The sequence below is a fragment of the Neobacillus drentensis genome (assembly GCF_036965645.1).
GTDB lineage: Bacteria > Bacillota > Bacilli > Bacillales > Cytobacillaceae > Neobacillus > Neobacillus drentensis_D.
The window spans coordinates 92,876-104,826 of record NZ_JBALPZ010000051.1 but is presented as its reverse complement, the minus strand read 5'-3'; the positions used below and the strand labels follow the sequence as shown (position 1 = coordinate 104,826).

General features: G+C 36.5%; 13 protein-coding genes. 5 read left to right on the top strand and 8 right to left on the bottom strand.

Going from position 1 to position 11,951, the window contains the following annotated elements:
- The 4 genes from V7266_RS10970 to V7266_RS10955 form a co-directional block, all read left to right on the top strand.
- The coding region (locus V7266_RS10970) for an MATE family efflux transporter (RefSeq protein WP_335467926.1) at positions 1-628 on the top strand (628 nt) is incomplete at its 5' end.
- Between the two features lie 14 nt (positions 629-642).
- Positions 643-1,128, top strand: coding sequence for an acyltransferase (locus V7266_RS10965; protein WP_335467925.1), 486 nt, complete (start codon positions 643-645; stop codon positions 1,126-1,128).
- Between the two features lie 22 nt (positions 1,129-1,150).
- Positions 1,151-2,584 (top strand): UDP-glucose dehydrogenase family protein, encoded by a 1,434-nt coding sequence (locus V7266_RS10960; RefSeq protein ID WP_335467924.1) that lies wholly within the window; start codon positions 1,151-1,153, stop codon positions 2,582-2,584.
- Positions 2,556-3,593 (top strand): GDP-mannose 4,6-dehydratase, encoded by a 1,038-nt coding sequence (locus V7266_RS10955; RefSeq protein ID WP_335467923.1) that lies wholly within the window; start codon positions 2,556-2,558, stop codon positions 3,591-3,593. Before V7266_RS10960 ends, V7266_RS10955 begins: the two co-directional genes overlap by 29 nt.
- Before the next feature lie 840 nt (positions 3,594-4,433).
- Here V7266_RS10955 and V7266_RS10950 read toward each other — a convergent pair.
- The 4 genes from V7266_RS10950 to V7266_RS10935 all read right to left on the bottom strand — a co-directional run bounded on the left by V7266_RS10950 (position 4,434) and on the right by V7266_RS10935 (position 7,309).
- Positions 4,434-5,261, bottom strand: coding sequence for a S1 family peptidase (locus tag V7266_RS10950; RefSeq protein WP_335467922.1), 828 nt, complete (start codon positions 5,259-5,261; stop codon positions 4,434-4,436).
- Between the two features lie 525 nt (positions 5,262-5,786).
- Positions 5,787-6,050, bottom strand: coding sequence for a helix-turn-helix domain-containing protein (locus tag V7266_RS10945; protein WP_335467921.1), 264 nt, complete (start codon positions 6,048-6,050; stop codon positions 5,787-5,789).
- Between the two features lie 148 nt (positions 6,051-6,198).
- Positions 6,199-6,429 carry a helix-turn-helix domain-containing protein gene (locus V7266_RS10940; protein ID WP_335467920.1) on the bottom strand — a complete coding sequence of 77 codons (231 nt, stop codon included), beginning with the start codon at positions 6,427-6,429 and terminating at the stop codon, positions 6,199-6,201.
- A gap of 310 nt (positions 6,430-6,739) precedes the next feature.
- Positions 6,740-7,309 (bottom strand): competence protein ComK, encoded by a 570-nt coding sequence (locus V7266_RS10935; RefSeq protein WP_335467919.1) that lies wholly within the window; start codon positions 7,307-7,309, stop codon positions 6,740-6,742.
- A gap of 545 nt (positions 7,310-7,854) precedes the next feature.
- Here V7266_RS10935 and V7266_RS10930 point away from each other — a divergent pair.
- Entirely contained in the window at positions 7,855-9,666 is a 1,812-nt protein-coding gene (locus V7266_RS10930; protein WP_335467918.1) for a phospholipase C, read from the top strand.
- A 192-nt stretch (positions 9,667-9,858) separates the two neighbouring features.
- Here the strand turns inward: V7266_RS10930 and V7266_RS10925 are convergent, their stop codons facing one another.
- The 4 genes from V7266_RS10925 to V7266_RS10910 form a co-directional block, all read right to left on the bottom strand.
- Entirely contained in the window at positions 9,859-10,854 is a 996-nt protein-coding gene (locus V7266_RS10925) for a DnaD domain protein (protein WP_335467917.1), read from the bottom strand.
- A 134-nt stretch (positions 10,855-10,988) separates the two neighbouring features.
- Positions 10,989-11,084 carry a hypothetical protein gene (locus V7266_RS10920; protein WP_335467930.1) on the bottom strand — a complete coding sequence of 32 codons (96 nt, stop codon included), beginning with the start codon at positions 11,082-11,084 and terminating at the stop codon, positions 10,989-10,991.
- A gap of 175 nt (positions 11,085-11,259) precedes the next feature.
- Positions 11,260-11,478, bottom strand: coding sequence for a DUF2922 domain-containing protein (locus V7266_RS10915; protein WP_335467916.1), 219 nt, complete (start codon positions 11,476-11,478; stop codon positions 11,260-11,262).
- Positions 11,479-11,515: 37 nt separating this feature from the next.
- Complete coding sequence (locus V7266_RS10910) at positions 11,516-11,734, bottom strand: DUF1659 domain-containing protein (RefSeq protein WP_335467915.1); 219 nt, start codon at positions 11,732-11,734, stop codon at positions 11,516-11,518.
- Positions 11,735-11,951 lie beyond the last annotated feature (217 nt).

Sequence of the window (11,951 nt, the reverse complement as noted above, 5' to 3'; positions counted from 1 at the left end):
TTTGAATTATAGATCCGATCAGATACTTATTAATCATTTTCTAGGAAAGAAAGAATTAGGTATCTACTCTATTGCCGTTAGTCTTTCAGAACTAGCCTTTTCGATTCCCCAAAGTGTTTCTGGAGCATTAATGGGAAGATTGGTTAACCAAAATCAAAGTCAAAATGAAACAATTATAAAAACAATTAAATACTCCTTCTATATTACATTAATTGCTGTGGGTATTGGTGTATTATTAAGTCCTGTAATAATATTTATTTACGGCTCAAATTATGTTGACGCTATAAGTATTCTAAGAATTTTATTTATAGGAATAGTATTTGCTACTATTGGAAAAGTTATTGCACCAATTGCTGTAGCGGATGGAAAACCAGCAATTCACTTATATATTAGCTTAGCATCTTTAATTATTAACGTTGTTTTTAATTATCTACTAATTCCTAAATACGGTATAAAGGGATCTGCAATAGCTTCAGCCATCTCCTATTTAATATACGGTACTTTATATGCGCTTTTTCTATTGACTTCTAAAAAGATAAGTTTTCAAGATATATTTATACTCAATAAAAGTGATTTAATTTCTATAGTGAGTGTATATAAAAAAATATTAAAAATAAAATTACAATAAAGAGGAATTCTTAAATGTTTTTGAAAGTATTTAATAAAGTTAATAATCTTTCTTTTAAAATTAGGTCACTATATTATAAAATTCTTTTTCGGTTGCCATTGACTAATCGTCTAAGGGTCTATGGCAAGTTGGTTGTTAAAAGTCCGGGAAAAATAAAAATGGGGAATAATGTTGCAATAAATGACTTTGTCTATTTACAAGCAGATGGAGAGATAGAAATAGGAAATAATGTTGTTATATCTGCATTTGCGAAAATTATATCAACAGGTTTAGATACCACTAATTGGAACAACGAATATCAATTAATAAAAGACCATAAGACTAATAAGGTATTTATTAATAATGGCTGTTGGATTGGGTCGGGTGCAATTATATTACCCGGAGTAAATATAAATGGGGAAAATGTCATTGTTGCAGCTGGAGCAGTTGTAACGAGAGATATTAATGAATCTTCTTGTATTTTAGCTGGAATTCCAGCTAAGGTTATCAAAATACTATAAATAATAGATAGGGAGATTTAACATGTACAAAATAGCGATAGCAGGTACAGGTTATGTTGGTTTAGTGGCAGGGGTATGTTTTGCGGAAGTAGGTCACCAAGTAACCTGTGTGGACACCGATGAAAAAAAGGTGAATTTAATGAAACAAGGCATTTCTCCCATTTACGAGTCTGGTCTTGAAGAATTAATGCAGAGAAATTACACTGCTGGTAGATTAAATTACACAACTAACTATACTCAAGCATACAAGGATGCTGATGTAATTTTTATTGGAGTTGGAACGCCTGAGCAGCCTGATGGTTCTGCAAACCTATCCTACATTGCTACAGTTGCTAGACAAATAGCAGAAACAATAGAGAAGGATTGCTTAATTGTAGTAAAATCAACAGTTCCAGTGGGAACAAATGATAAAGTAGAGCAGTTTATTTATGATTTTCTTCCTAATGATGGGAAAAAACATACTGGTAATGGTTCTGGTCATGGGAAAGAAATTAGGGTAGAAGTAGCATCTAATCCAGAATTCTTAGCACAGGGGACTGCGGTTCGTGATACTTTACATGCTGCTAGAATTATCATTGGTACGGAAAGTAAATGGGCTGAAGAGTTGCTCATGAAGATATATGAGCCATTCAATATTCCAATTGTATCTGTCAGTAGAAGATCAGCAGAGATGATTAAATATGCTTCAAATGATTTCTTAGCTCTTAAAATATCATATATGAACGATATCGCTAACCTTTGTGAGTTGGTTGGGGCTGATATTCAAGATGTTGCTGTAGGTATGAGCTTTGATGAGCGAATTGGTAGTAAGTTTTTAAATGCGGGTATTGGTTACGGTGGAAGTTGCTTCCCAAAAGATACAAAAGCATTAAAGTATATAGCTGATCAGCATGGATATGAACTTAAAACAGTTAAAGCTGCAATAGATGTGAATACTGAACAGAAAACAGTCCTTTACAAGAAAGCTAGTAAAAGATTAATTACTTTTAACGGTTTAAAAGTAGCCGTCCTTGGTTTAACTTTTAAGCCGGGAACAGATGATTTAAGGGAAGCACCGTCGCTTGATAATGTACCTTTATTGTTAGAACATGGTGCTGACATTTTTGCATTTGATCCTGTTGGAGTCGAAAACTTTAAGCGAAGATATCCTGAAGGGAAAATTAGCAATGGAAGTATCACATACGTAAATGATATTAACGATGCATTGGAAGGCGCCAATGTTTGCTTTATATTTACTGAATGGGGAGAGATAAAAGCTGTAAAGCCAGAGGATTATAGGGAATTAATGAGAACTCCATTGGTCTATGATGGTAGGAATCTTTACGGTATGGAAGTTATGATAGAGGCTGGAGTTGAGTATCACTCCATTGGAAGAAATATTGGTACAAGTAAGCTTTCAAGAACATTGGTAAAGGAGAGTAGCTCAAATGATTCAAGACTTCAAACCACTAGATAACAGTAAAACGTATTTGATTACCGGGGTAGCGGGTTTTATCGGTTACTATCTATCCAAGAATTTATTAAAGCAGGGATGCCGTGTTATAGGGATTGATAATATAAATGACTACTACGATGTTAATCTAAAATTTGCACGTCTTGAAAACCTTGAACCTTTTGAGAAGTTTACTTTCATTAGAGGTGACATCTCTAATAAAGAAATAATAACTAGTATCTTTGAAGAATACAAACCTAATATTGTTGTAAATCTTGCTGCCCAAGCAGGTGTACGTTATTCTATTGAAAACCCAGATGTATATATCCAAAGTAACATAATTGGCTTTTATAATATACTTGAAGCATGCCGATATAATCCTGTGGAACATCTGGTGTATGCATCTTCTAGCTCTGTTTATGGTGCCAATAAAAAGGTGCCATTCTCAGAAACAGATATGGTAGATAATCCAGTCTCACTATATGCTGCTACTAAGAAATCTAATGAATTGATGGCTCATACTTATAGCCATCTATATAAGATTCCTGCTACTGGACTTCGATTTTTTACTGTATATGGCCCAATGGGACGACCAGATATGGCGTACTTCGGCTTTGCTAATAAATATTTTGCTGATGAACCAATCAAGATCTTTAATAATGGAGATTTTGATAATGACCTATATCGCGATTTCACTTATGTTGATGACATCGTTGAAGGAATTGAACGTTTACTTAGCAATCCTTCTATTGGGGAAAATAATGTACCGCATAAGGTGTTTAACATTGGTAACAGTAACCCCGAAAAATTGATGGTATTTATTGAAACATTGGAGAAATGTCTAAGTAATGCTATGGATAGGGAAGTGCAGTTTGAGAAAGTATTTGAACCCATCAAGCCAGGGGATGTACCGGCAACTTATGCTTCTACTGAATTATTAGAACAGGCAGTTGGTTTTAAGCCTAAGACTTCTATTGAGGAAGGATTACAGAAGTTTGCAGATTGGTATGTTGACTATTATAAAGTGAAGTAAGAGAAAGGGGAATGGGCTTAATAAACCATTCCTTTTTTTTAGTGTTTTTGCTAAGCCCAGATTACCGAAAGTTGAGGTATTACCTGTCAAGAATTATTCGAGCATAATATCCATGTGTATGGAAAGGCAACTCTTTAGTGCGAATGACTTTCAAGATGTTATATACCTCTTTAGACGACAACGACAAGGAACAGCGTAATCGCCAGAAATCAACAGAATGATACAGATTATTACGACATCGCTGAGTTAACACTTAGAAATGCTGAGGCAAATCAGCGTTTTATTGGAAGCTTATGGAGAGTGCTAAAATAATAATAAATAGTTATGTGAACAACGGTGTTGTTGAAACTAGTCGGTGAGTCGGTGTGATAATCAATCTAATACATTTTCTTGAGCTAGTTGTTCTTTTGTCATCTCCTAATGTTTCGCAATCGTTTTGTGATTTTAGCTATGTGCATGGTCTTTCTTTAACTTTGCCCAAGGAAAATTCTCTTTTTAAGACCATTACATAATTAGATCCATATATAATCTACTTTACGACAATCGGAAGTTTTGTGCGCCAAAAGGCACAACTACTAGCGTTTATGAGTTGGTTGTGCCTTAGCTATTTTTCAGGTAGAGATCTATTAGTAAAAATTTTTGGTTTCCAGAAAGGAAAGTAGTCGATGCCCCAGGTCTATACTTGTATTATTGTATTACCGCACCGATCTTTAAAAATAGAATAATTCTTTACTGTGTATGAATTAATCAGTCAATAATGACATATATCCACCTTTGAAACCAAACACACACAATCCTTTACTTTTGCTCTAGGTATCGTTAGTTGGAAAATACTTCGGTTCATTTATTGTTATTCTTTACTGCTACAACAATTTGTTTCTCTAAATCTTTAATAGCTTTGGACTTTACAATTATACCTAAATTTATTCCGATATTAGAAGCTGTCACTAGTCTAGTAGGTGAAGGAATTTCAATAATCTCACCGATTGAACTCATCGTGTAAACGGCTTTATTTATGCCTAGAAATATTAGTCTTTCACTTCCAATATTTACATTGCCTTTTTTGTCCATATAACCATTTGAATTATAAATAAATACAGGAGAACCACTGGAACCTGGTGTTACCGTCATATCAACTACACACTCTGGCTTCCCTTCAAAATCTACGCCAGGATGTGTAGCTGTAGATCCTCTTCGGAAAATTGGTAAATTATTTTTAACATCGGACAAACCGTTTGGATAACCAACCATTACGATATCTTCTACAAATCTTAAATTTTCTAACTGTTCATCGTTTGGTATATGACTCATATCAAGATTGATTTTTTGGAAATCCATTTTATTTTCTAATTGAAACTGAATAATTGGTTTAATTTTAATTGCACATAGATCAATTTCAGGATCACTATGATAAATAACTTGTTGTTGGACATTTGTGTAGAGTATTTCATGTTTTTCAACTATTTTTTGAGATGAAGAAAAGTAATCATTAAGAGAGAATACTAATTTTATACTGTTTACATTTTCCATTACATGTCTGTTTGTAATTATAGTGGGCACGAAATTTCCGTCGTCAATATTAAAGTTAAAAAAGAATCCCGTTCCGGAGGTATTGTTATCACATTGTATTTTTATAGTTGATCTTGATAATTGATCTAAAATATCCAAATTATTAACACCCTTTTTAATTAAATGGTAATATTTCCTTAAAATAAAGTCAATTAAGAGTATTCTTTGATTGTTTTGTTAGATTGTTTACTAAACCCAGGGGTCATATCCCTATTCTTCTAAAAGTTTAACGCGTTAAGGTGTGATAGAGAGGCTAGGATCAGATGACGAGAAAACACCGTGTTTGGTCTCCAAGTCTAAGTATCATATTATGAGCCGAGGAATCAAAGGTCATCTATTTTTTATGATGATTATGATTGTGAAGCCTACTTTCAGATTTTAGAAGAAGCTTGTCATAATATTGCTTTTTATCTCCATACTCTTAATGCTCATTTTCATAATATCAAATTTATAAAACGGTTGGAGATTTATCGTAAAGACAAAAAGCGAAAAAACTGGGAATTTCCCAAACACCGTAAGTAAATACCTTAAAAACAATACAGCCCGACAACTGTGATAAGCCCATAATAGTAATGGGTCCAGTCCCGCACTACTTTATAGTTGTGAGGGACTGAACCTAGTTGGTTATTCGTCTTTTTCATCTCGAAATAAATCGTCAATTAAACCTAAATCTTCTATTTCTTTATAAAGCTCAGATCCATCCATACCTAGTGCTTGTGCAATTTTTTCGAATACAGGTAGACTTGGCAAGCTCTTTCCCGTTTCAATATTACTTATAGCTTTCCTTGTTTTCTTACAATTAAATGCCAGCTCATCCTGAGACATTTTCAGAGCACGTCTTTTCTGTACTATTAAATCTCCAATGGATGATATCTGATGCTCTTTCATGGGAAATTCCCCTTTTACCCCAATTACATAATTTGGGCAGGGAATTTGACACGTAGTGAACTACTCGTAAGTTGGCATAAGGCAAAAGGCAAGAAGAACTTGTTTACCCTCTAAATCTATGAATTTCATTTTAAATCAAAATACTGTCCTATTCCATGTATTCCTCGATTGCTATTACTAGCTCCGAGGCCTTAATACCAAGGCCATCAGCAATAATGAAGATGGTGCTTAATTTGGGGATTTTCATATCGTTCTCTAGCAAACTGATGTAAGAAGGATCAATGGAGCAACGGTCGGCGAGTCCCCATTGTGTCAGATTCATGTCATTTCTTAATTTCTTCAATGGAGCTCCTAAAAGAGCGATACGATTATTTTTCATATGATTCTCCTTAAGTTTAAGTAATGGATTTATACTTTATTTTTTCAATCATATTCTTGTTAAAAGAGATTAATAGCGTCTTTCTTGCTGGAAATCTAATGCTTGTATAATTAAAATGTATCGCATGATTGCGTTTACATTATTGTGTTATAAAAGACAATTATCATCTTATAAACAGCATTCCGAAACCATAACAGCTATATCTTTCTCTATTAAATAGTGAAAAGGACTGTAAACTACGGACTAGAGCAAGAAAGTATCTTCCGCTAAGAATTGATCTATTTCGTGATAATTCATTCATATTGAGCATTTAACCGTTATATTCTGCTAAAGATGTAAAGTTATATTTGCCTTCATTTAGCCTGGTAATTTGTTTCCGTTTCTCTGATTCATTGAAGTAGGAGAGGGGACGAGGATGGTTTCCCCTTTCGCTGGATATCTTTTTCAATTGATGGGCGGTTTGGATCTTGTTAATAAAATAGTACTTCTTCAAATCGATAATGATCGATACACCGTTGCTAAGTTCAACTTCAGTTTTGCAGCCGCGGGCCTTGGTTTTGATAATATGATCGGGGTTAAACCAAACACAATCTTCTTTTTTGGAGGACTTATATGGAAAAAGACATATGCCTTTATAAGGATTAACAATGATCGGGCACATATTGATATTACCCAGTATGTTTTTGGTACCTTTGAGTGCTCCTTTTAAATCGAAGCCTATGTATTTTAAGGTGTCATCCATCACCTGTAATGGAGATCTGTTAACTAAGAGCGTTTGCCCGCCAACCATGATTCTTGCACAAAACTTACCAAGATTGTTATATTCACCTGTCATTAGAATAACGTCCTCATCTACTAAATAAAATTGTTCAATTGTCATAAAACATCTCCCTATTTGTTTTTTGAAATACCTTCATTTAGATCAGCGCGAACTTTTATGTGAGCAACTAAGTTGAGGTTTACTAGATTAAATCTTGTCCTTCACCTCTTTTGCTCCAGGTTGTCCACCTGGTTATATTAGGTGCACTCGCCAATTCGATAGTTTGGAAATAGAATTGTAAACATGGGAGTCATTTCCTCTAATATTATTTAAATATAATTAGGACTATTTCACCATGTACTAAAGTATACAAATTTAGACAAAGTTTGACATATTTGTGGCAAAGTTGGGTGGGAGCGTGGGGACGGTTCTCGTGCTTCTATTTACTGATTGCTTAACTCCTAATCTATTACGGCTGCATTTGGTCTCGTAGCTTTTATATCAAAGCAACAAACAGTTAATCCTAGAACATTATTAATATTTCTCATCAGATTCTCATAATTTTTTACCATTCCTTTACACTCTCTTTCGTATTTCTTTACATTCTTTTAGTTAAATAGCTATTGAAAGAAATAATAGTTAGAGAGTAGTGGAGGAGATTCTAAGTGAGAATAGGAATACGTACAGTCACATTATCATTAACCGCATTATCGCTTATGGCAGCCCCTTTTGTTGGGAAGGTAAACGCAGAGGTTCCAAAAACCGCATCCGTAGAAACGCAAGTTGCTTCTGAATTAAAAACAGCTTCACCGATCAAACATACAGTCGTCATTTTTCAGGAGAACCGTACGTTTGATAACTATTTTGGAACCTATCCGTATGCTCCCGGATTCCAATCACTTCCTGGAACACCTAAGGATGTTCGGAATTTTAACTATGTAACAGGCAGTGTACCTAGAGAGGGTAACGGGAATGTCTATAACCCTGATTCAAATGGAAATCCGGTCTATCCTTGGCATGATGCGGGTAAAGGTGAAATCCAAGAAACAGATGTCAATCATGGGTATTCAGCGATGATCTCCATGGCCGATGGAGGAAAAATGGATAAGTTCTATCAGGTGAATCATGATAGCGGCAAGTCTACTGATACGAATGACAAGGGTTTACTATCTATGTCTTATTTTGATTACAATGAAATCCCTGCTTATTGGCAGTATGCTCAGCATTTCGCAATGGCGGACAACTATTTTCAGCCTGTTTATGGACCGTCTACGCCAGGTGCCTTCTATTTAGTGGCAGCGCAATCTGGAAACGGAAATGAAACGACCAATCCAAACACAAATCCTAAGGCGCAAATTACGGGTGACCCATCTCCTAAAAACGGTCCATTTGGCGGGGATAGCACCAATGGACTGAAATATAATCTTACTTACAAAAACATTGGCGATGAGTTAAGCGTATCGAACCAATCCTGGGCATGGTATGCTGGGGGATGGGATGCTGCAAAAGCCGATCCGGCTTCAGCTGAAGCCAAGACGTATTCACCGCACCATAACCCGTTTCAGTATTTCCAAAACTATGAGGATGGGAAATATGATCATAATCTAAAAGATTACAATAATTTTGCGAAGGATATCGATAGTAGTAACCTCCCTGCGGTTAGTTTTATCAAGGCTGGTTATGGAGATGATGAACATCCTGGTACTGGAAACCAGAGTACTCCATCAGCAGAAGAATTTACAGTCAATACGATTAACAAAATTATGAGCAGCCCCTATTGGAAAGATACGGCCATTATTGTGACGTATGATGAAGGTGGCGGATTCTTTGACCATATTGCCCCTCCAACTGTAACTCCTAACGCAGATGGTTTACAAGGTGATGGACCACGCATTCCGGCAATGGTCATCTCCCCATATGCAAAAGAGAACTATGTAAGCCACGTTCAATATGACCATGCTTCGGTTTTGAAATTCCTGGAATGGAACTATGGTTTATCTGCATTGAACAGCAAGGATGCAAATGCCAACAATATTTTAGATCTGTTTGATTTTGAACATCCTAATTTCTTGCCTTACATGTTTAACGATGGTGATTTAACTGCCAAGTCTTCCAATGGGCCAGTTGCTGAAGTACAGTTAAACAATGCCTTATTGGGCGTAAGTCATCCGGGTGAAGCGCCATTTGTAGACAGCAAAGGCAATGTAATGGTCCCATTAGACGATTTTGCCCGCAGCATTAATGGTTCCGTGACTCAAACCCAAGAAAACCGTTTGGTCCTAACAACGAATCAGAAAGAAATTGAATGGAAGGTGCAAGGGAGTACTGCGTTTGTAGATCATAAACCAGTACATCTGATAACACCTGCTATCAAGAGTGAAACAGGTATCACCTATATTCCGCTTACGTCTGCCGTTGATATACTTGGTTGGTCCATGGAAAAACAGGGTGACACGATTGTTGTGAATAGTAAATAACATCAATCATATTTTAGAGGGTGACTTGGAAGGTCTATATGGGACCGGCTTAGTCACCTTTTTATGTATACAATACAAAGATAGGGATTGGCATTACGTGTCACTCGTGGTTATAGACGACCGAGAGCCTTTTTAAAGAACAGGTTGGGTAGCCAATCAGGATTATTGACGACTATAACGTGTCCGCCATACTCAATCATCTTCTCCTGCGGTAAGGTTGAGTGTAAACCCACTTGGAATATGTCTTCCGGTAGAATCCGCTTTGGTAGATTCCCTATGCTTGGGTACAGGTTTTTGGTGCTTCTGATACGAATCTATTTCCTCTACAGTCAGTAAGGATTCATTTTCCCAGTTTTTTAGAATGCCAATCACATAACTCAGCCTTCGCTTGTTATTGGCACAGGCAATATTCATCGCTTTTAAAATGACCTCTTTCGGCTGTAGGAAGCGGGAATCATCTAACCAGGATAACAGTTGCTGTTTCGTATGGATGTTCGTAACACCAAATCCGTTGTAATCCCAAAATTGAATGATTTCTTTTACATCTACTGTTTTTTGATGATTCTCTGCATTTGGACTGTTCTCTACATATGGCTGAAGAGCTTCTTCTTGTTGTTTTTCTTTTTTATTTTCTTTTTCTTTTTCTTTTTGCCCCCGTATCGTATAACGACACGTGATCGTATCATCATGTTCATCAAACTCAGTGTCTGGATATGGATCATGCTCATCTTGGCCGCTCACTTCATTGCCAAAAGACATCTCTTCATGTACATAAAAAGATTCATAAAGGCTGCGAATATCGCCTTTTTGAATGGCCTCCGCAACATATGGAATAAGGGAGAGATCCTCTACCTCTTTTAATTCGGAATAAATACAATCCATCATCGGTTTTCCAGCTTTATGCAGATTATATTTTCCCCAGTTTTTAATCGCGACTTCCCGCGTTTCAGGATTGTAACAGATCACCTTGTGATGCTTAATGAACCGTTCCATTAACGAATTCACACTCTCTATGGAATACCCCAAATCAAAAGCCATTTGTTTCTTCGTAATTTTATAGATACCAATTTGAGTCGTACTCGGATTGGTAAGAAGATATAGATAAAAGTACTTGTCCTCTGGAGTAAGTTCCTCTAAAACAATCGGATTCTTCCAAAAATCAGTACGCACCATTCTATACTTAGCCATCATCAACCACTGCCTTTCTTCAGACATTACCGTTTATCATTCATATATGGTTACATGTAGAAAATGGACAGTCGGTTTTTCAGTGTAATGTGAATGTTTTATGACAAAGGGGAGCATGGGGACGGTTCTCGTGCTTATTGTTGCTGATTACTATTTTTCCTCATTTGGCCGGGCAGATTTTGTATCGATTTGTCCACCAGATTTAACTTTGACTCTATGCGGTAAAGCAGATGAAGGGTCTCAGCTATGGGGAATCCTACATCGCTAATGAATAGTATGATTTGTTCTACGAGTCTTCACTCTTTTCTTTTAAAGGTACGGTTCCGAAGCACAAGAACCGTCCCCGCGCTTCCGCGCTTCACCCCAAAAAAGGGCCGGGTTCTTAAGAACCCAGCCTCGCTGTTATTATGCTAGTTCATAGTCGGTAACATTGCGGTCGACGACTCTTGCACTTTTTGCAGCCACAAGTTTGCCGCTCGCTGTAGTAAATATGTTAGCTGCAATCATCTGCGCCATGGAGAGTTTAACCACTGCTTCATCCACTGGATCCTTTGGATTGTCGACTGTGATTTTCGCCGTTTTTCCGAACTCGGTATCAAATTGCAATTCTAATGTTTTAGCCATTTCATTTCACCTCCCATCACTGGATTTTTATGGACCATTAACCGATAATCTCCGTGCTATCATTGCGTTCCACTTTGTTCAACATGCCCTCGCATAAAACAGAGATTGCATGAGCTGCCTGGAATAACTGATCAGCTGTTGCTGTTTTAGAAACATTGCTAAACGTTTTAGACTTCAAGATGGGACTTCCTTCGTTATCAATCCCCAGTTGAAATACCAGCCGAAGCTTTGTTGTTTCTAGTAATCCTTGTGCCATCTTCCATCACCTCCTTTCGCCTTATATATATAGTTTGAGAGGCAAAAAGGACAGGCAGGTCAAAACTATTTTTACAGTTTTACATTTTCTTGATGAGATTCGTAAGAAGCGGTATTTGAGGGCCCCTTGTAGCAAACGAAAATAAAAAAAGCCCCTTAGGGCTCTAGTGAAAAACATGAATGACTATTTTTATCCATCCAAAGAAGGAAATCCATAA

Bases quoted from the DNA above. Each gene is read 5' to 3' on its own strand.
- V7266_RS10965 (WP_335467925.1), top strand. From the start codon at position 643: ATGTTTTTGAAAGTATTTAATAAAGTTAATAATCTTTCTTTTAAAATT.
- V7266_RS10960 (WP_335467924.1), top strand. From the start codon at position 1,151: ATGTACAAAATAGCGATAGCAGGTACAGGTTATGTTGGTTTAGTGGCA.
- V7266_RS10955 (WP_335467923.1), top strand. From the start codon at position 2,556: ATGATTCAAGACTTCAAACCACTAGATAACAGTAAAACGTATTTGATT.
- V7266_RS10945 (WP_335467921.1), bottom strand. From the start codon at position 6,050: ATGAAAGAGCATCAGATATCATCCATTGGAGATTTAATAGTACAGAAA.
- V7266_RS10940 (WP_335467920.1), bottom strand. From the start codon at position 6,429: ATGAAAAATAATCGTATCGCTCTTTTAGGAGCTCCATTGAAGAAATTA.
- V7266_RS10935 (WP_335467919.1), bottom strand. From the start codon at position 7,309: ATGACAATTGAACAATTTTATTTAGTAGATGAGGACGTTATTCTAATG.
- V7266_RS10925 (WP_335467917.1), bottom strand. From the start codon at position 10,854: ATGGCTAAGTATAGAATGGTGCGTACTGATTTTTGGAAGAATCCGATT.
- V7266_RS10915 (WP_335467916.1), bottom strand. From the start codon at position 11,478: ATGGCTAAAACATTAGAATTGCAATTTGATACCGAGTTCGGAAAAACG.
- V7266_RS10910 (WP_335467915.1), bottom strand. From the start codon at position 11,734: ATGGCACAAGGATTACTAGAAACAACAAAGCTTCGGCTGGTATTTCAA.